General features: G+C 32.4%; 13 protein-coding genes and 1 pseudogene. 11 read left to right on the top strand and 3 right to left on the bottom strand.

The annotated features are described in order from the left end of the window. Positions 1–27: 27 nt before the first annotated feature. Both I5818_RS19420 and I5818_RS26475 read left to right on the top strand, forming a co-directional pair. A complete protein-coding gene (locus I5818_RS19420; RefSeq protein WP_139254941.1) occupies positions 28–2103 on the top strand; it encodes a DUF4179 domain-containing protein in 2076 nt (691 codons plus the stop codon). A gap of 324 nt (positions 2104–2427) precedes the next feature. After that, positions 2428–2631, top strand: a pseudogene (locus I5818_RS26475) (hypothetical protein); the annotation flags it as partial. A gap of 165 nt (positions 2632–2796) precedes the next feature. On the opposite strand, the gene I5818_RS19415 reads toward I5818_RS26475, so the two are convergent. Continuing rightward, positions 2797–3405, bottom strand: coding sequence for a S26 family signal peptidase (locus tag I5818_RS19415; protein WP_071977076.1), 609 nt, complete (start codon positions 3403–3405; stop codon positions 2797–2799). A gap of 902 nt (positions 3406–4307) precedes the next feature. On the opposite strand from I5818_RS19415, the gene I5818_RS19410 reads away from it, so the two are divergent. The 9 genes from I5818_RS19410 (at position 4308) to I5818_RS19370 (ending at position 19406) form a co-directional block, all read left to right on the top strand. Continuing rightward, positions 4308–9287, top strand: a complete 4980-nt coding sequence (locus tag I5818_RS19410) for a DNRLRE domain-containing protein (protein ID WP_071977077.1) — start codon at positions 4308–4310, stop codon at positions 9285–9287. 297 nt (positions 9288–9584) lie between these two features. Further along, on the top strand, positions 9585–10517 hold the full coding sequence (locus I5818_RS19405) for a hypothetical protein (RefSeq protein WP_071977078.1): 933 nt from the start codon (positions 9585–9587) through the stop codon (positions 10515–10517). A 333-nt stretch (positions 10518–10850) separates the two neighbouring features. Then, entirely contained in the window at positions 10851–11444 is a 594-nt protein-coding gene (locus I5818_RS19400) for an RHS repeat-associated core domain-containing protein (protein ID WP_071977079.1), read from the top strand. 34 nt (positions 11445–11478) lie between these two features. Further along, positions 11479–12081: a hypothetical protein gene (locus I5818_RS19395; protein WP_071977080.1), complete on the top strand. Its 603-nt coding sequence runs from the start codon at positions 11479–11481 to the stop codon at positions 12079–12081. Positions 12082–12284: 203 nt separating this feature from the next. Then, on the top strand, positions 12285–12521 hold the full coding sequence (locus I5818_RS19390) for a hypothetical protein (protein ID WP_071977081.1): 237 nt from the start codon (positions 12285–12287) through the stop codon (positions 12519–12521). Between the two features lie 1120 nt (positions 12522–13641). Next, on the top strand, positions 13642–14004 hold the full coding sequence (locus I5818_RS19385) for a Na-translocating system protein MpsC family protein (RefSeq protein ID WP_058003284.1): 363 nt from the start codon (positions 13642–13644) through the stop codon (positions 14002–14004). A gap of 700 nt (positions 14005–14704) precedes the next feature. Then, entirely contained in the window at positions 14705–16213 is a 1509-nt protein-coding gene (locus tag I5818_RS19380) for an NADH dehydrogenase subunit 5 (RefSeq protein ID WP_071977082.1), read from the top strand. After that, entirely contained in the window at positions 16213–18831 is a 2619-nt protein-coding gene (locus I5818_RS19375; RefSeq protein WP_058003286.1) for a DUF2309 domain-containing protein, read from the top strand. Before I5818_RS19380 ends, I5818_RS19375 begins: the two co-directional genes overlap by 1 nt. Positions 18832–18905: 74 nt before the next feature. Next, on the top strand, positions 18906–19406 hold the full coding sequence (locus I5818_RS19370) for a carbonic anhydrase (RefSeq protein WP_071977102.1): 501 nt from the start codon (positions 18906–18908) through the stop codon (positions 19404–19406). Positions 19407–19859: 453 nt separating this feature from the next. Here I5818_RS19370 and I5818_RS19365 read toward each other — a convergent pair whose 3' ends face one another. Together I5818_RS19365 and I5818_RS19360 are read right to left on the bottom strand one after the other, a co-directional pair. Further along, positions 19860–20312 carry a hypothetical protein gene (locus I5818_RS19365; protein WP_078110544.1) on the bottom strand — a complete coding sequence of 151 codons (453 nt, stop codon included), beginning with the start codon at positions 20310–20312 and terminating at the stop codon, positions 19860–19862. After that, the gene (locus I5818_RS19360; protein WP_139358164.1) at positions 20290–21093 is read right to left on the bottom strand and encodes a hypothetical protein; all 804 of its coding nucleotides are present in this window, start codon (positions 21091–21093) and stop codon (positions 20290–20292) included. Before I5818_RS19360 ends, I5818_RS19365 begins: the two co-directional genes overlap by 23 nt. Positions 21094–21152 lie beyond the last annotated feature (59 nt).

The raw sequence follows: 21152 nt of genomic DNA, 5'->3' as shown, positions 1-21152 counted from the left end.
TCATTAAGGATAAAGGGGGATACAATTATGATTCCAGCAAAAAGGGGTCCCATTTCAATGACTAAGTCAAAAGAAAAAAGTGTCGAATCGATCGTCGATTGGTTCGATCAACATAAACAATCATTCTATATTCTAGGTTGGTCCTATCTTAAGAGTCAGGAGCAAATGGAAGAGCTTTTTTACCGATCCATTGTAAAAGTCCACAAGGAGTTGCCGCGATATAAAAGAGAACTATCATTCGACACGTGGGTAACTTCTATTTTTATTCATATTTGCCAGGAGATTTCCGATGATCGTAGTTTACAAGTTTCTGAGAAAGGCGAACCACGCCATGATTTATTTAATGCACTTGATCAGTTGAAAAAGGTTGAGAAAGAGGCAGTAGTCCTTACGTATATCACAGGAATTTCCCAGGAGGATACAGCAAAACTTCTCCAAGCTTCAGTGAAACAGGTGAAAGAGTATTTGTTTTCCGGTCTCCAGTCACTTAGAAAAGGAATGGGGGATGAGTCACGCTTTAAGAGCTGTAACGAGTATCAACAAAATTACATTGATTACATAGAGAGAACATTGGAGCGGGAGAAAAAGGTTGAATTTGAGGTACATATGTATCATTGTCAAGACTGTCAGGAGGATTTCGCTGACTTTAAGGAAATCATGTTAACTCTATTAAATTTTACTAGTAGTATGAAAGATTTCCATGTGCCGTCTGATTTCATGGAGAATGTCACAGCTAGGCTGACAGAAAAGGATAAGCAAAGAAGATTGAAGAGTAAGAAACGGAAAAGATTGGGGATTGTTTTTGCAAGTGTGTTCGCTTTATTAATTGGCATAGAAGTTTTTACAGGATCTTTTACTAGCCTCTACTATACATGGGCAGAAGAAGATCCGGAATTACGTGACCTTTTACAACAGGGGCTGGTTAAAAGGCTGGATCTGGAAGCGGAAAGTAATGGGGTGAAGATTAAGATTAGGAGCGCGATCGCTGATGATGTCCAGACGCTTGTTTTTTATGAAATAGAGGATACAGCTGAAAATAATCAATATGCGATCGTTTATAATGAAGGTGCTTCTGTGGAAAATGAATATGAAATCATGAATAGGGAAACAGGTCACATGTACTATTATCCTCCTGATCTTAAATCGGATCAAAATAATAAGGAAAAGAACGTGTTTCAAGGAAAGCTTAGTCTCCTGGCACTGACAAAGGATAATGGGACAATTAAACTAAAAATCACACAGCTTCTAAAATTGGTTCGTGACCCTTCTGACCCAAATAGTTTTGGAGTTTACGAGAATATGGAATATAAAACAGGGGAATGGAACTTCGAGATCCCTGTAACAAAATGGCCATCTAAAGAATATGCATTGGATGAAACAACAGAAATAGAAGGAATCCCTGTTCGATTTAATAAACTAACCATTGCTCCAACAGCGACAATTCTAAAATATGCAGTTAATAATGAACAGCCAGTGAAGCGGGTAGAGTTTCTTACTGCTAATAATTTGGAAATAAACAATAAAAAAGTGAAAGCGACTATCTATGACAGCTCTTTTACAGATTTCAACATGAATGAAAGTATGTTTCAAACAAAATTTCCCTCACTTTATGGAGAAAAACCAAAAGAGATAAAAGTTCAATTCGGATTTGCTCGTTTAACATTTGAACACCAACAAGCGATAGAACTCGATCCTTCTAGTAAATATCCTGAAACCTTTGAATATGCTGGCAGTACGATCTCTATTGACAAGGTGGAAGTTGGAGAGTCTACTAATATTGTTATAAGCAATCATGACATCGAGAATCGAGCATTTGAGTCACTTAATTACGATATTGTGAGTGAGGCTGAAAAAGAATATAGTTCAATGGAGATGAATTCTGAATGGGTCCTGGTTGATAAGAATGGGATTAAATACGATGAGAAGGAAACCCCCTTCGCATATGAAGAAATCGAACAACCCCGTTATTTCTATACTGTTCAAGAGATACAGTTAAAAAGTAACTACGCCGGAGAGACTGTGATCCCTAAAAAGCTGATGATTAATGGATATAATACAACAAAATATTTTGATGATGTTGTGAAGATTTCGTTGAAAAAATAGTTATGGCTTACCTGCAGTGTCAAAAAAATTGATGGCTTCTTAAGATAAAAGTAATTGAATTAAAAGTATCCTATAGAGTGGACATGAAAAAAGTCTACCTATAGGATACTTTTTGTATAAACACAGTAGATCTAACATGGAGACCGGGAAAATAAAGTGTAAAAAGATTTTCACAGAGAAAGAAATCATCTAATAAATACGTTAAAGCAGTTAGTTCAAAAGGAATTACTTATACGGGGTAATACCAGCGTTGCTGTCACTACACCCAAATCGGGTAGATAATATTGGGAATTTTATGCGCAATGCTTCACAATAAAACCTTGAGAAGAGAAAAACAGTGACATCTATCGAAAACACAAAATCGATGTGGAACCAGTTTTTAGATTCTTGAAGGCCAATTTTCGTTTTATCCGATTTTCTATACGAGACAAATTAAAGGATGAAAACAAAATGGGACATTCTGGTAGTGGGAATACCTGTACGTACACTACATTAGGATATCAATTTGAAGGTGGGGAGAATTTATAAATAATTTTAAATTAACTTATACAGGTTATAGCAATTCAATACTTGTAACAAAATTAGAATATTTAGCAACAAAGGTATCGGCAAGAAGACCATATTATATTGATTCTTGGATTACTCGAGATGGCTCTACTAAAACACTATCCCCCAGCCGCATCACGAAATAATCTAGTTTTTGTTTTTGTATCCAATCACGATCCCGATAATATCTCCAGTTTTGATTTTCATTTGGTCACTTCGCAACCAATCATCTCCACTCACAAAAAATTCATTTTTACCAAGAGTAATTTTTTTTATGTTTTGTTTAAATAGTTTTTCCATTTCCTCTTTATTATAGGAAATTTTATTTTTATCCATACTTTCGAAATATTCCTCTTGTGAATAGCCTAATCGATGAACTTTTCCATAAAAAGTATCTAGTTCCTTTGAGTTTATATATACTTGACCATCTTGAACATATATTTCTTCTTTTGGAACCCCTAAAATTCTTGTTATTACTTTTTCACCATCGATATTTTTAAATAGAACGACACTTCCTCGAGTTATTTTTGACTTTTCAATTTGTGTATTAACAACAACGACTTTGTCACTTAATTCATGATTCCCCCTGTCCATAGAATCGGACATATTATGAAATGTGATCATTTCAGAATTAATATTATTTATAATTTCTAATTTGGGAGTTGTAACCTCATCTGTAATGGTCTGGGCAACAGTTATTTTGGAACAACCAATAAGCAAAATTAGCAACATAAATAATAAAGTTAGTCTTTTCAAAATCATTCCCTCCTTATAAGTACTTTACAACATTAAAGGATCGATTAGTTATCCAACTTTTGTATATTTTTAGAATTATTACACCCTTTATCTAAAAAACTATTGGAAATTGTACTTTGCAGGTATAGCAGCTTAACTTATTTAAATGAAGTTGGCATCTTAAAAGAGATATAATTATCCTCTATCTAGAAAAAATTTCAATCCAATTTAATCGACTGTTAGGAATCTGGAAACTTTTTCAGTGTTAACTATTGATTTGGTATTTGGTAGATTGAACCTTGGGTTTAGTGAAGTCACACTCTTCTGCCTACTATTACCCCTCTTTTTTAATAAGTATATCAAGGTTATATCGTCATTGGTAATAGTTTATGAAGGGAGGGGAGTAGTACAAGTTTATTGCATTAAAAGTTTTATTTATTGCTAGAAATGTCGATACTTTTTAACAATAAAAATAAACGAACATTGCTTTATAAATAGAGAGGAGAAATTTTATAATGTCGAAAACAAAAAGGAAAAATAGCCTAAAGGAACAAGGGGTAACACCAGACTTGGCAAAAAAAATCGTTTAGGGAATCATGAAGAGTAAGGGAGATAAGGTAAAAAGAAAGAAATAATATCACACAAGAAAGAATGTTAATTACGGAAAAAAAAAAGAATAATGATTTTTACAAGTAAGTTTAATATGAAAATTAAATCTAAATTAAAATTACAGGACTCATTTGGTCCTGTTAATTTTTTTATAAGTTATTAGTGATTAGAGATTTATAAATTATGATTAATATACCAATAATACCTATTATTTCTATACGTACTACAATGTACCATGGTAGCTTTTATGTCTAAAATGTTACAATCCTTTCTGGAATCTTTCAAAAATATTACATTCCAGGAAGGATAACAGCATGAAAAACACACACATTTTTAGAAAATGGTTAATTGGGCTTGTTGTATTTACTTTAACAATAGCTTACATTCCATTAACAAACTTTATTGTCCATGCAGAAACCAATCAAAGTGAGAAAGGGACAAATAAAGATACAGGGGGAAAAGTAGGTCGAGGAAATCGAATCGAACAAACAGATTTAAGAACTGCTGATTCTAAAACGTTCCTAAATAATGATGGGACGTATACCTCAGAAATATCCCAAACTCCTATTCACTATAAAGATAAGAATGGTGAATGGAAAGATATCGATAATAAATTGGTCGATAGTCCAAATCAAAACAAAGTAGAAAATAAATCAAATGACTTTTCGGTAAAATTAGATAAGTCTGTAGATGGTGATGCAACTGTTAGCATCGAAGATAAAGATAAAATAATTGATTTTGGTTTAAATTCAGTTAAAGAAACCAATAAACCAAAAGAAACAAAGGTTCAGAATTCAAAAGGGATTGTAGAAGATAATTCCATTACTTATCCGAAGGTCCTTGAAGGTGTGAATCTTAAATATAGTTTAGGTTCAGATCGAGTGAAAGAAGACATTATATATCAAGAGAAACCTGAAAATGGCTTTCCAGAGAAATATACTTACAAAATCGATTTAAAAGGCCTCGAAGTAAAACAAGAAAACAAAGAAATCTACCTTATCGACCCTAAAAGCAAGGAAAAACTTTATTATATTGATGCCCCATTAATGTACGACTCATTTATTCCGCAAGGATATAAATCAAATAAAGAAATTAAGTCCATCCCTGAAGAGGCAATCTCATACGAAATAAGTATGGATTATGAAGAAATAAATGGACAACTTTACCTACATATTAAACCTAATCAAGACTGGCTTAATGATAAGAAAAGAATATATCCTTTAACCATTGATCCGACCATAGTAAGGATTAATTCATCTCAAAACGTGGAAGACACGAATATTCGTAGCAATTTCCCTACTCAAACTGGTGGAAATGATACAGAATTAGGTGTTGGACTATATAAAGATACAAAACAAACCAATGTTATACGTTCTTTATTAAAATTCAATGTAAGTTCTATTCCGAAAAATTCAGAAATTATGAAGGCTGATCTAAATTTATGGATGTCTGCAGTAAGCAATGATACTCCTATTAATATTAGTGCTTATCAATTGTCTAATAGTTGGGATGAAAATCAAGCTAGTTGGAATTATAGCAAAACTTCTCCTTTAACCTCCTGGAGTGTGAAAGGTGGAGATTATACTTCAACTGTATTGAGTAGCATGGAAGTAGGAAACCAAATAGATTTAGCATATAGTCAAAAGTGGGATATACCAGTTGGATTAATTAATAAGTGGGTGACGAATCCATCTACCAACAATGGTATTATTTTGAAAAGTAATAGTGAGTCAAAAAATACGTACAAAAAATTTATTTCAAGTGAATATCCGATAGATGGTCAATATCAGCCACTATTAGTCATCACATACAAAACAGGAGCCAGATTAGGAATTGAAGATTATTGGGAATATGATTCTCATCCACTAGTTGGAGGTACTAGCTATACTAATTTAACAACTGGTAATAATGTTATCCAATATGAAGATTTTACTTTACCATCTCGTGGAGGATTTGGCTTAGACTTTAATAGAACCTATAATTCTAAATCGCAAGAAAATTCAATATTTGGTTACGGTTGGACAGCAACTGGCTTAGAAAACCTATACGTTGGCAGTAATAATATTGACTATACAGATGAAGATGGAACTACTCATAAATTTACTTATGATGACGCCAGTGCCCTATACAAATCAGAAGCAGGTAAATATTTAACCATTAAAAAGTCATCGGAATCAATTAACAATAAATATGTATATTATTATGAACTACAAGACAAATACGGTAATAAAAAGGTTTTTAAAATCGATGAGTTTAATAATGATACAGATTTAACTTTAGCTACTCTTCAATATTGGGAAGACCGTCATGGAAATCGAATTAATTTCGAATATAATTCAAAACATCAATTAATTAAGATTACTAGTGACCTAGGTAATGGTTTAGTAAAATCCATTGAACTTTCATACAATACTGATGGATATGTTGAAAGTGTATCTTATGAAGGTAGTAAATTTACTTATTCGTATAAAAATGACCAGATGATAAGTATGAATCAATTAAAGAGTGATGGAACGTACTCAGTTACTCAATTTGAATATAAAGATAATCGAATATCAGCGATTATTGACCCTAACGGTAGACGAACTGATTTTACTTATCAAAATGAAATGTTAACAAAAGTTCAAGAACCACAAGAAATAAATGGTGTTAAAGATCCTAGTGATCGACCAGGAACGGAGTATTCTATTGATATTGCAAATAAATCTTCAATCATTACTTATCCTGAGGGAAACCATGAAACATATTATTCAAATGATCAATATGTAACAATTAAAAAAATAGATTCTGACGGAATGGAAACTACTTATACTCTAGATGAAAACTATAATCCCACTACAATTATAGAGGATGGACATCCGACTACAAATACTTACGATAATAAAGGGAACTTAACATCAACTACTGATCCTGAACATCACACGATCAGCTATGAGTATACTACTTTTAGTAATATTGCAAAAATGATAGATTCAAATCAAAACCCAACATTCTATACTTACAATGCTAAGGGTGATTTATTATCTATAAAGTATCCAGATACAGGTACTGAAACTTACCAATATGATTCATATGGTGATATTCAGTCTATAACACACCCTAATGATTCAACTGAAAATATAAATTATGATTATAAAACAAATCTAAAAACAGTCGAAAGCTTTGATCCATTCCTAAATAAGACAAAATCTGTCACAGATCATCAAGATAATGTATTGGAACGTACAGATGGTAAAGGAAATTCCTTTACCTACACTTATGATGAAAAGAATGAGCTTACTACAGTTAGTGATCCTAACAAAAAGATAACTAAATACGAATATGATGCTAATGGTAACATAACAAAAATCACTAATAGCAAAAATAAAGAAACAAACTTTGAATATGATGGTCAAAATAATCTTCAGAAGGAAAAAAATGCATTAGGTGATGAAACACGTTATCAGTATGACCTAAATGGGAATCTAGAAAAAACCTTATTACCAAATGACCATATCATAATTAATAACTACGATTATTCTGTTGATCAATTGAAGAGTATCGAAGTAAATGGTATGACCATGTGGGGATATGGATATGACAGCTCAGGCAGTGTAACTACAATTTGTGAAGGAGATTTCCCATGCAAAGGTTCCGATGTATTAAAAACCATATCTTATAAGGATGATGGTTCTGTAGATACAATTGTGGACAGAGGGAATTTAATCAACTACACAGATTTAGGTACAAAACAAGTTCTTAAGTATCAAGTAGGTAATGAAACTGAATCATTACAATTTTCTATAAATTCAATGGATAAACTAAGTTCGATTACAAAAAATGGGGATACCACTCCTTTAGCTACATTTGACTATGAAAAAGGAGGTATTCCCAAACTTGTAAGATATAAAAATGGTTATTCGATCGAAATGTATTATAATCATAATCGATTAAGTAAATATATGCTTAATAATAGCAGTACACAAGAACCTTTAGACACTTATACTTTTGATTATGACGCAAATAATAATATTACCAAAATTTATTCCGAAAAAAACGGAACCACAAGCTACACATATGATGATAAATTGGACCAATTAAAGAAAGAAAAGTTACCAGACGGAACAACAATTTCATATGAATATGATGAGGTAGGAAATCGAATTTCAAAAAGTATCACAAAATCAGGCGATTCAAAAGTTACTCAATATAGTTACAATGATGCAAATCAATTGATTAAGGTTGGAGAAAAGACCTATCAATACGATAAGAATGGGAATCTAAAAAACGATGGATCAAACGAGTATATTTTTAACGATCTAAATCAATTGGAAGAAATAAAGGATCAAACAGGAAAAACTATATCTAAATATACTTACGATGAAGAAGGAAAAAGAATTAGTAGTATAACTGGAACAGATACGATCCATTATTTTTATGATGGTAATCAAGTAATCTATGAAACAAATAGTGAAAACCAGATATTAAGAGAATATACTTATAATGATGCTGGGCAGCCATTAACAATGACGTCCAATGGAAAAACTTATTATTATTTATATAATCAACATGGAGACGTAATTGCTTTAACAGATGACAATGGTAAAGAAGTTGCATCCTACACATATGATGCATGGGGAAATATTTTGACCCAGTCTGGAGATATTGCTTCAGAAAATCCTTATCGTTATGCAGGTTATAGATTTGATGAAAATTCAAAGCTGTATTATCTAGTTGATAGATATTATAATTCTGAAACTGCAATCTTCTTATCAAAGGATTCTGAAGAAGGAGATGTAGAAAATCCTATATCTTTAAATGGATATAATTATGGTAATAATAATCCAGTAATGATGATAGATCCTAATGGACATTTTGCTTTTCTAATACCTGTAGCATATGCTGCGACGATTGCAGTCTTGGGAGTAGGGGTAGTTTATTATTTTATAAAATCACTCAATGCAGTAGGAAATTTAATAAATCAAAGCTTTGCCAGAGTGAAATCTAGACCAAAATATAGATCAAATTATGAAATACATCACATTGTTGCACAAAAGGCTAAAAAAGCTCAATTTGCTAGGGGCATTCTTAAGAATGTAGGTATAACAGTCAACGATTCCATAAACTTAATAAGTATAAAAACAGGACTGCATAGAAGAATGCATACAAATGTTTACTATTCCACAATCAACACCCTTATGGGGAATGCTTATAACAAAAGAAATAGTTATAGTAAAAACCATAAGAATGTAGTGGCTCTTTTACGGGCAGTCAGGGTCTGGTTAACAGCTAAGAGTATTAGTTCACCATTTTAATTAATAAATTAATGAATCAAACTTCTATTAGCAAATAAAAGATGATAGTATTTTTTATTTTGTCTGTTAATGGAACAATAAAAAAGAAAACAACTTTATAAAAAGATTTATAATAATAATAATGAAGATGTAGAATGAATTCTATTAAGTGACAGGGAGATAATTACCGAATAAGTGTAGTAGTACTTGGTGAATAGCTCAGAATTATACTGATAATGTTTTGTATTCAGATACCAGTAATTTTAATATTGTAACCCTACCTGCGAAGCAGGTGGGTATCTAAGGAGTGTAGCAAGTATGTTAGGTATGAATATAAAGAAAAAATTGAAAACTTCTTTTGAAATTATCTTCTCTGAGGATCAACGCTTTATGTGTCATAGCACAAATACAAATGTTATTTTATTTGATAATTGGGACCATTCTATCAGTATAAATTCTCCTAAGAACCCAAGTTGTGTTAAATTTTCAAGAAATAATAAGTTATTAATTATTAAAAATACAAGTGGTGGACTATGGATATATGACTTAGAAAACTTAAAGTTACTCAAAAGAATTTCCTCAAAAAGAAACTTCAAATTACTTGATGATGGCTTTGGAATTACAGAAAATAATAGAATATTAGATATTATGGATACAAAAAATGGGAATCAAATTATTTCGGTTGATGTAGACACAGGAGACTTTTCACTTCTAACAAATTATGAAAACTCCCAAATTAAATACAATGGATTTATCAATCAGCCAAATAATAAATTCCATTTATTTACATTGAGTCTTTTGAATAAAATAACTGGTTATGTTGAAAATAAAATAATCAAGATTAAAGAGCCAATTTCGCCTAGTTCAATTGAGATAATTAGTAATTCGAAGGTTTTTTTCTGGGATTCACTTATATATAGTTCTATTCATAATTTATTTATTTTAGTTGATGATTACGATTTGATTTTAATGAATATGGATTTCACTGATATTGTTACGAAAAAAAAAATAATTAAAGATGAGTTTAAGGAAAAAGCAGGATATTTTATGCAAATTCATTTATCAAATAATGAGAAGTATGTCGTTCTTACATACAGTGAAAGTATACTAATACTAAGATTGGATGGCTTAGAACAAATATTAATGGAATATATACCATATTTATGTTTTGCTGCATTCAGTGCTAATGATGAATATCTTTTAGTAGGAACCTGGAAGAATGGGTTTGTTTTAGAGAATAATTTAGAGTAATTCAAACTTGAATGATAAATTGAAAAGGAATATTTCATCTTTTAAAAAATTTATGACTGTTGATTAATAAATATCAACAGCCATAATTTATAATTATTTATGTGATTACTATTTTTATGATTTTTTGGATAGGAACCCTTTGAGTAAAAATTAACATGGCTACGCCAATAGTTATCATGAACTATTGGTGTGGCCATTACTATTTTAATAATGGTAGTAATAGTGAAATTCTTGATGTCTATGACGATAAACAGGTTTTTTATAAATAAGATTCTAACCTTAGCTAAATAAAATTTATATCCTATGATGACGTTAGGCACTATGGGGAATTTTTTGATCCAGTCTGGCGATTTAGCCTCTGAAAATCCTTATCGTTATGCAGGATATCGCTATGATGAAAATACTAGTCTTTATTATTTAATGGCTAGATATTACTCTGCGGAAACATGTGTATTTTTATCGCAGGATCCTATTTTAGGGGATTTGAATAACCCCATTACACTTAATGGATATAGTTATTCCAATAATAATCCTGTCATGTTGATAGATCCTAATGGGACTAATGCTCAATTTAAATATGCTTTACGAAAAGGATGGATTGGGTGGTTGCAACAATATGTTGGTTGGCAAAATGCAGGAGCGTTATATAGTTTAATAGTAGGTAGAATAGCGGGGGTATACACATTAGGTGATATGATCCACAAGTTTACGAAAAAGCGACTTGAGATTAACTATATGGTTCAATATAGTGGAAAATATGTGAAAACAATTATTAGTCAAGCAAAGAATCAACTTTTAAAGACTTTTGCCAAAAAAGCAGCAGCAATGATTGGTGGTGGTATCCTCGGGTTGGTACCAGATATTTATACTTTCTCCTGGTATTTTGTAAAGGGATGGATGGAATATGGACGAAAGCATAAAAAATAAAATTATATTTTTATAAAAATCAGGTGAATTAATAATGGGCTTGTTTTATGGGATAGTAAGTATTGCAATTTTAATAGTAATTCTTTTTGCTAAGAATAAAGGTGAATTTTGGAATTTGTTATTTATAATTCCCTTGATATTTTACTTAATCATTTTTCAAATTTTATTGAATTTACAGGTTGAAAGTATCTTATTTTATTTAATACCCTTACTAGTGTTAATATTAATTTCTTATTATATAAAAAAAATAGTCAATCCAAGAATTAAGAATATGCGGCTCATTTCCTCTAAAAAGGATTTCGAATCACATATAATGCAGATAGAAAAACTGTTTATCTTTGCAGCAAAAGAAATTAAAAATGATAAGTGTGGTAAAATAGATGATTTTGAGATAGAGATTGTTATTGGTAAATTAGGTAAACCTTTTAGTAAAAATGATAAGATAACTCAAGATTCATATTCCTATGTAAATATCATGATTACCAATAAACTTAATGGAAAAGTTATAGTTGATAATTTTTGCATTTGGAACATAGAAACAATATTTTTTAAAAAGTATTTATTAATTACTAATTATACTAAGCAAGAAGATATTATTAGCTTGATTAGAAGCAAAATTAGAAACTATATAAAATAACTACTTCACTAAAGCTTCTGACATAAATGTCTTCCTTACATTTATGTCAGATTTTTTTATGAATATATAATATTGAATCGATTGTTACAATTCATGAAAATATATTTATTAGTAATAAAAAGCAGGCAATTTATGTTGTATAAGCCCCTGTTAATATTGCTAAAAGAATAATCTATTTAACTAAAGAGATAAGAAGGGATATTGTGAAGGAAGTTTTTTCAGGTATATTTGTATTTATTGTAGGTATAGTCTTACTATGGGCAGGAATTTTTTATGTTAATAAAAAGAACTATAAAGAACCAGATGACGGTATGAACTATTTACTGAAACTAACTCCACTACCGAAAATAATAAATTATTGGCTTGCAAAATTTATATTTTTACTTGCTGGATTTTTGCTTGTTTTTTCTTGTATCTATGGAGTGATTCAAAATATTTAATATTAAGTTGTGTATAAACTTAAAAATTATTAGACTTTTTTTGCCTTGAAGAAAAAGATTATTTCTTTAAGGCTTTTTCTTTTTTCTTAGAAGAAAAAACCTATATAGAGTACAACTTTATTGTTTAGGGTACAACTTAATTGTACGATAACAAAAACCTAGAAAGAGGGGAGGAACTTAAATAATACAATTATGCGTAAAATATCAATTTTGTGCAACTTCAAAAAGTTATGCATCTTTTCCCTTTACGAATAGGTCGGTTAAGGAATTTACTTTGGGTATTAGGAAAAATTAATAAAATATGCTCTCCTTTATCAAATAGAGCGGCATATAAAGGAAATAACCATCTATTTTTTGATTTCTATGGATTCATACTAGGTAGTTTTTCTAGCCACCGATTTTTCATAATCTCAATGCTGTCTATTCCATAAAAGTAAATATTTATTGAAGAATGTCGTAAAACTATTTCCAACAATACCATATCCATTAAGAATATAAATGCAATACATCATCAATTTATCGGAGAAGGGAGCGACTATTGAAAGTTAATCTGCCCCCTACAATAGTAGAAAATGGAGTATTATTTTCTAAAAAATGCTTTCATATTTTTATTTGTTTCTTATCAAGTTTTTTTCCTATTAAAAAGTATGGTTTCATCTCTTTTTTTTAGAACTTTGTGCAAAGTCTGTCATCACCTGCATTCCAATATTTATTCGCCTAAATCCCATGACGAATACTTCCATTTTCAATATATATAGTATCCGCTTATCACTAACCATTGATCATAGTCGATTAAAAGCTGTCCTCTGACATAAGGAAATTAAAGTTAAAGCTTTGTATTATTTCAAACTGTCTACTTGACAGTTTGAAATTTAGTACTGCAAAATAGCTTTTATAGTACTGCAAAAACAGGACTATATTCTTTTATCAGTATCTTTAAACTAATGATCAACTTGAGGGTATTTTTGTATGTTAAATAATTTAAGCAAAAAAATGTAGAAGGTGAATGAATACATCCAAGATAACATATAAAAGTACACAAATAATGTAGCAGCATTAATTCGAATATAAATTAATAGTTGTTAGTATTGTACATTTTTTTGAGGGGGATATAGCATACATGGAAAAATCGAAAGGTTTTATTGAATCAGAAATAAGTAAGGCAATTACTAAATGGGAAAAGGACTTTCTTGGACGCGGATCTCTATCTGTTAAAACCAATATATTGCAGGACATGATCATTGTGAATTTACAAGGTATTTTAACACCAGCTGAATATACTGTATGTGAAACAAAAACAGGGATGTTAACAATAAAAAGAACACGTTCGGAGCTCGTTGAATCAGGTATAGAAGACCTTTATGAAATTATACTAAATATAACTGGTGAGAAGGTGAAAAGTTTCCATACTGACTTAAGCTCTCGTACAGGAGAACGAGTGATGGTCTTTAAATTATTTAATGATATTGAGTCAAAATTTTAATGTCATAAACATAATAAAAAAGACCATATCATTATATAACTGAAGGTAAAATAATATATTAAATAAATACTCTAATAAAAAGTAAGTAAATCTGATATTTAAGTGCGTGATTGGGATGAAGAAAAAGTAAACTATTAAGTTTTCAATTATTTAGCCTGAATTATATCCCAATATTCTCCATTGAAGAAAATAATAAAAAAATTTATAAACTCTACTAAAATACATATAGACTATTTGTTTACGACAGTAAATTGCTTATGGTGACAATTGGTGTTTACAAAATAAAGTCGCGACAAGTTGACAAATTAAATAATTTGATTTAAATTAAACCTAGCTTAATATTTGGTAAATGTTTATTATGTAATGTTAAATATTTTTTGGACTTTGGCATTTTTCTAATATATATATTGGCTAAATGAGAAAGATTCCTAAATATGAATAGCATAAAATTGATAAACTATATGATTAGATTAAGATTTTATAAAATGTAATAATACACTGTTTATAAACCAATAAAAGGTAGCTCTTCAAAAAACTTGAATAAAGTTAGTTGAAGTGAAACCGACAATTTTCAAAATTCATTGATTCAAGAAGATCATTGAATTTTTAAAGTTGTCGGTTTTTTTATTGGTTAAATTAACTAAACATGAACTGTAATTCACAAGAATTTTTTAAAGTCATTTAGTAGGGAGCATTACAAATGTTAGTTTTATTATTTTTTATTACGCTTAGTGTGGCTTGCCTAAGTGGATTAATATTTTTACATCCAAAAATACCCTTACGTTATGTTCGAATTCATATCTGTATAGTTGCCTTGCCCCCATTGGCCTCATTACTTGCACTTATTAATACTAGTATGAATGAAGTTGTGGGACCTTGGAACTTAGATTCCTTAGCTTGGTTACTGGCATTATTTGTTCTTTCAATGGGATTAATTATTCAACGTTTTTCCGTACGATACTTAATAGGTGATCACTCTTATAGAAAGTACTTTACACTTTTTACATTTACTACAGTTGTAGCTTCGATGGCGTGGTTAAGTGATGATCTACGCTTGATGGTCATTTGTTGGGGGGGAACACTTTTAGGATTGACTTTACTTATAAGGCTAAACCGTAGTTGGAAAGTAGCTAATGAAGCAGCAAAAGTAACTGGTCGCTTCTTTACAATAAGCTGGATTGCTTTGTTGTCCGCGGTCGTTTGGCTTTATTTGGTCACGGGTCAATGGCAGATATCTTTCGCTTTAACTGATAATAGTTTAGGTCAGCTTGGACCAATGGAGAGAACAGGGATTAATTTATTGATTTTATTGGCTGTGATGATACCGGCCGCCCAATGGCCATTCCAACGTTGGCTAATAGAGTCAGTCGTTGCTCCTACACCTGTTTCTGCGATCATGCATGCAGGTCTAGTAAATGCAGGAGGTATCATCTTAACGAGATTCTCCTCACTATTTAATGGGGATATGATGCAGATTCTTTTACTTATACTTGCTAGTATTTCCGTATTCATTGGAACAGGAATTAGTTTGGTCCATGTTGATTATAAACGTCAGTTAGTTGGATCAACAATTGCACAAATGGGATTTATGCTTATTCAGTGTGCATTAGGTGCTTATTTAGCTGCTATTATTCATTTAGTTTTACATGGCTTATTTAAAGCTACATTGTTTTTGCAGGCTGGTTCAGCAGCTCACGGTTATCATGCACCATCTAGCCTTAATGAAAAACCATCAAATTTATGGATGATGTCTGGTCGGGTTTTAGGCTTACTTGCAGGTGTTGCTTTTTGGTTTATGGCTTCAGATGATGGGTATCAACTAGTTAGTGCAGTAATCCTTGGATGGTCATTGTCTGTTTCTTGGACACAGCTTGTTGTTTTTGGAAAGGGGAGAATTGGCAAAATTGCTGGCTTAGCTTTTATGATTGGATTTTCCGGCGTTTACTTTTTCATTCATGATCTCTTCTACCAGTGGTTGCAAACAACTGTTTCTCAAAGTTTTCAACCTCCAATGTGGGCTGTCATCTTTGTCGTTTGCTTCTTACTAGTTGGTCATGCTATAGGTGCTTTGGCTGTCCGTAAACAATCTTCTACTTTATTTGCTGTACTCTATCTTTGGTTCGTTCGATTTGGTGAGGCACAACCTAAGTCGGTAGAAAGTCATCCAAACTACCTTAAAAAATTTATACATCAAGGAGGTAATCAGTGATGAGCGTAACAGCAGTATTGACGAAGGAAACCATTAAAAATAAAAAAAATGAATTTAAAGAACATGATCTTCATGATTTAGTTGTATCTGCTAGTCGAGTAATTGCACCACTTTCGCCAATCTCTATTTTTGCAGCACGTAACCCTTGGGCGGGACTTGAAAAACAATCCTTTGAACAAGTGGCACATTTGCTCAAAACTAGTCGTGAAGTGGATATCTATCCTAGTGCCTCCATCCTTCGTTCGGCAAAGGAACGCGGTGAGATTGATGAGTCTTTTCTTCAGATGGGATTACAGAGATGGCTTGACTCACAATCCTTTCATATACCTAGGGAGATTGCTGAGCGTTTTTGTCAGGCAGCATTAAAATTAGATCCATTACCTTCTAGTCTCCTCTCATCACCTGTGTTAAATAAATTGGGGACTGAAATCATGGACTTGGATATGAATCGTATCGGCAACTTTTCAAGCCAACCCATAAGTGCCAAATTAAAAAATCAAGACGGTGAAAGGATAATCAATACGCTCGATTATCATGTTATCAAATGGTGTAAATTATATCTGGATGATTCTCAGACAGGTTGGACCATGCCAAATCGAGACAAAGGTTTCTATCATGCATGGCACCGTCTCATTCAGCATGATCCATTGCTTAGCAAAAACCAGCGTAAAAGTTTAAAACACTTACCTCAGGAGGCACATACAGCTTTACTAGAGGTATTATCTGCATTGGACATCTCTCATTCAGAAATACCGACTTATCTGGAAGGACATCTTCTTTCATTACCTGGATGGGCAGGTATGATGCTTTGGCGTTCTCAACAATCGAGTCATGAACATGACCTTCTAACAGAATATTTAGCCGTTCGAATTTCCATGGAATGGGCGCTAGTAAAACCTTATTTACCTTTGTCAAATCAACAATCTGAGGAAAAAGGTTCAATAAAAACACTTTTAGCATCATGGATCCATTGGGGGAATCTATCAACCGAGGAATGGTCTCTGATGTCTTCGTTTGAACAACTCGAATATTTATCTTTTGCCAATCGTTTTGATGAGACGATTCGCCGAAAGCTTTGGTTGGAAGCTTGGGAACAAACACATACAGAACGATTAAGAGAGAAGATTACTACGAAACAATATGAGGCTAAAAATAAAAAATCCGTTTTAGCTCAATTAGCATTTTGTATTGATGTACGTTCAGAACCCTTTCGAAGACAACTTGAAAAAGAAGGGCCGTTTGAAACAATAGGCGTTGCTGGTTTCTTTGGTTTACCGATTGCCATTAGTGAGCTTGGTAGTCATCACGTCCATGCATCCATGCCGGTTATACAAAAGCCTAAACATCAAATAAAAGAATTCACAGATGAACAAAAACAGGAAACCTTTCAACAACGCAAGCAGGTAGAAAATTCATTGAGCTATACATTTAAGATGATGAAACACAATGCCCTTACAAGCTTACTTTTACCAGAAATTAGTGGACCCTGGCTTAGCATGCGAATGCTTGCACGGAGCTTTGTGCCAAGAAAAGCAGATTATTTCATTCGTAAACTTCGGAAAAATTGGTTAGACAAACCCGAAACTAATCTCTCGCTTCATTATGATCATGACATAGATTCTGGGATACCTGTTGGTTTTTCTGAAGAGGAGAAAGTGGATTATGTGCGCCAAGCCCTACAATTGATGGGACTAACTGAGGGGATTGCACCATTAGTCGTGATATGTGGGCATGGTAGTCAAAGTATTAATAATCCCTATGCTTCTGCTCTTGACTGTGGAGCATGTGGTGGTGCTGCGGGAGGATTTAATGCAAGGGTATTAGCCACCCTATGTAATCTTCCAGAGGTAAGGGAAGTGCTCGCCCTAGAAGGTATTAACATTCCAAAGGAGACGGTTTTTGTAGCTGCAGAGCATAATACAACAGTAGATGAATTACATTGGATATATGTCCCTGAACTTTCAAAATCGGCACAAGAAGCATTTGATCATATCAAAGCTATTCTACCGAAAGTAACCCATCAAGCAAATGAAGAACGTCTCGCTAAATTACCGAATTTCAACTTGAAACATAAAAATCCTAGGGCTGAAGCACACCGATTTGCTGAAGATTGGAGTGAGATACGCCCGGAATGGGGATTAGCACGCAATGCCTCTTTTATTATCGGGCAACGTGAATTAACGCAGAATTGTGATTTAGAGGGGAGATCCTTCCTTCATAATTATGATTGGAGACAGGATGAAAGTGGTAATCTCTTAGCTAATATCATTGCAGGGCCAGGAACGGTTTCCCAAATGATAAATTTACAGTATTACGCTTCAACGGTAGCACCTCATTACTATGGTAGTGGAAATAAAGCAACCCAAACGGTAACAGCAAATCTAGGTGTGATGCAAGGGAATGCAAGTGACTTATTACCTGGACTACCTTGGCAATCCGTCATGCTATCAGATTTCGAAGTTTTTCATGATCCACTTCGTTTGTTAATAGTTATCCAAGCACCTGAGAAATATGTAGAACGTTTATTAAATAATGATGTAGCATTTCGAGAAAAAGTTCAAAATGGGTGGGTTAGACTTGCTAGTGTTGATTCAAATGGTTGTTGGAAAAACTGGTAACTAAAAAATCAACATTCGCGTTACTCAAAAAAATTCATAAAAATGATTCTAATAATTATGAAGGAGCATGTTATATGAATATTAATAAAAATAAAAAAGTATTAGTAATAACAGACGTTGAACAAGAATTGGTACCTATCTTACAAAAAACAACTAATATTCAACCAGAAAATATGTTAACAATAGAAAGTTATGGTTGCATCATTTCACATCCTTATGGAGATATAATGAGGTCTGTTATAATGGCTATCTATGAGGAAAATGTTGAGGATATTTTCGTTGTTGGAACAAAAGATAGAAGCCATCGCTCGATAAATCTACCTACCCAACTTGAAAAAGACAAAATAAAAACGTTAGACTATCTTTTTAAAAATAGTACACCTGAATTACAAGGTGGTACGTTAGATGCTTGGCTAAATGGAAGTGGAAATGTTAGTGAAAATATCAAAAAGAGTGTTGAGGTCATTCGCCATCATGCATTAGTTCCGTTACATGTTAAAGTCCAAGGTTTAATGATTGATAATAACGGTGGGGTATTCTCAATTGTCGATCCTTCTACTAGTACAATGGTTTAATGTTTTACTAATAAAAACTTCCTACTTTAAATAAGTAGAATCAACTTTTAGTTACATGATGATTATGAAAGAAAAGTAACCCTCCCTTGCTGGTGTATGGAGAATGGATTACTTTTTTCCTTTTTGCAACCGCACTTCTTGTGGAGTTGCTACTTAGAACGCTGATGTGACAGCATCGGCGTTCCTTTTCATTTATTCTTGCCTCCATTGTAAAATCCGTCGATAGGAAAAAGAAAGTGGTACGGAAAGGATTGTGCCGCATAAGTTACACGATGATATTGAAAGCTTCTTTCATTTTCTATAGAAATTTTTGTCGTGGGAACTGAAAAAACGAAGTGAAGGAAGAGTTCATTATTCGAAAGCTAATTTTTACAAAGGAGATTAATCGTTAAGAAGGCAATAACGTTCCATGCGAATAATATATATACTTTAATATCCCATCTATCTCAAGGACTATTCGGTCTTGCCAACGCCAACAGCTAATTGCTCCCAAAGAATTCTTTCGACATCCCGCTTTTCAGAGTTTTTACAATTGATAATAATAATTACTTCGGAAGTCTTTCCTTTTAGTGCTTTTCGATTTTTAGGCTTTTTCGAATGGATGTATAGATCAATGCAAAAGCCAAGAATAAATCCAAAGGCTGCTCCAATCAGTCCCCAAATGATAGGACCCCAATGAAGTTTGAATCCTCTACTTGCTCCTATTACAGAAAAAAATACAGCAAGAATCATTCCCTTACTCAATAATGATTTTCCATCTGAACGATGAATGGTATCAAAAATTTCAATATCCTCGGGACCGTTATCTAGAGGTACGGCAAATATTTCACTTATCCCCATTTTTTCTAATTTCGTGATGGCAATTTCTAATCGAGTTGAATATTCAAATGTTGCGTAAATTTGCATTCGATTTCACCCTAGCTGCCTTAATTTTAAAATCACTGGATTGGTATTTGCTTTTTAAAAACATTTTTTGTTCGGCTTCAAATAATTTATTATTTTCCACAACATTCATGTAGGTCTGAAAAATACTAAAGAAATACAATGAAGGCATATAAAGCAGCCATTGTTTATCTAAAACCTCTGTTGATTTATCGATATCTCCAAGCATTAAGTAATGTACTCCTTCTATGAAGTGTGAGTAATGAACAAACATAACAGTCACAATCAGAGTAAAAAAAGCAGAGATAATCTGGTGAAGATATAATTGTCCAACGCTGGGAACGGTCATTGACCAAAACATTGCGACCACAGGACTTCTTTTATCAAGATAATTAACTTCAAATGGTTTTACAGTTAACGCATTAACAGGGGGTTCTTCTTTCTCAGCCAATAGATAAAGATTGTTCATTTCCACAGTCGTACGGTAGCTGTCCCATATCGCAAAGATGTAGAGAGGAATATACATATAGACATAATTCACATTTAATACTTCTTTCGCTAATTCAAATTTTCCCATGAAAGAATAAACCATTGCGAGGTTTAGATGCGAAATCTGATTGATAAATACTTCCCATATAATTAGAGCGAAGCCTCGTATATACTTATGTAATAATAGATGCCCATAACCAGGAAAAGTAGTTGACCATAAAGCAACGATATAGGGATTTCTTGGGTGAATATAGGTTGTTCCCCAAATACTAACATTTGCGATTTCCCGTCGAAACGTTTTGTTCATCTTATACATATAAGTCCTCCGAGTCATTCCTTGTTTCGTTGATGCCCAATCATTTTATCTTTAGGCTG

This window comes from Heyndrickxia oleronia (genome assembly GCF_017809215.1).
Taxonomy (GTDB): domain Bacteria; phylum Bacillota; class Bacilli; order Bacillales; family Bacillaceae_C; genus Heyndrickxia; species Heyndrickxia oleronia.
This window is presented reverse-complemented; position numbering and strand designations above follow the sequence as displayed.

Coding starts and splice junctions, on each gene's coding strand:
- I5818_RS19375 (WP_058003286.1), top strand. CDS start 16,213: ATGAGCGTAACAGCAGTATTGACGAAGGAAACCATTAAAAATAAAAAA.
- I5818_RS19410 (WP_071977077.1), top strand. CDS start 4,308: ATGAAAAACACACACATTTTTAGAAAATGGTTAATTGGGCTTGTTGTA.
- I5818_RS19420 (WP_139254941.1), top strand. CDS start 28: ATGATTCCAGCAAAAAGGGGTCCCATTTCAATGACTAAGTCAAAAGAA.
- I5818_RS19370 (WP_071977102.1), top strand. CDS start 18,906: ATGAATATTAATAAAAATAAAAAAGTATTAGTAATAACAGACGTTGAA.
- I5818_RS19365 (WP_078110544.1), bottom strand. CDS start 20,312: ATGCAAATTTACGCAACATTTGAATATTCAACTCGATTAGAAATTGCC.
- I5818_RS19395 (WP_071977080.1), top strand. CDS start 11,479: ATGGGCTTGTTTTATGGGATAGTAAGTATTGCAATTTTAATAGTAATT.
- I5818_RS19380 (WP_071977082.1), top strand. CDS start 14,705: ATGTTAGTTTTATTATTTTTTATTACGCTTAGTGTGGCTTGCCTAAGT.
- I5818_RS19405 (WP_071977078.1), top strand. CDS start 9,585: ATGTTAGGTATGAATATAAAGAAAAAATTGAAAACTTCTTTTGAAATT.
- I5818_RS19360 (WP_139358164.1), bottom strand. CDS start 21,093: ATGTATAAGATGAACAAAACGTTTCGACGGGAAATCGCAAATGTTAGT.
- I5818_RS19385 (WP_058003284.1), top strand. CDS start 13,642: ATGGAAAAATCGAAAGGTTTTATTGAATCAGAAATAAGTAAGGCAATT.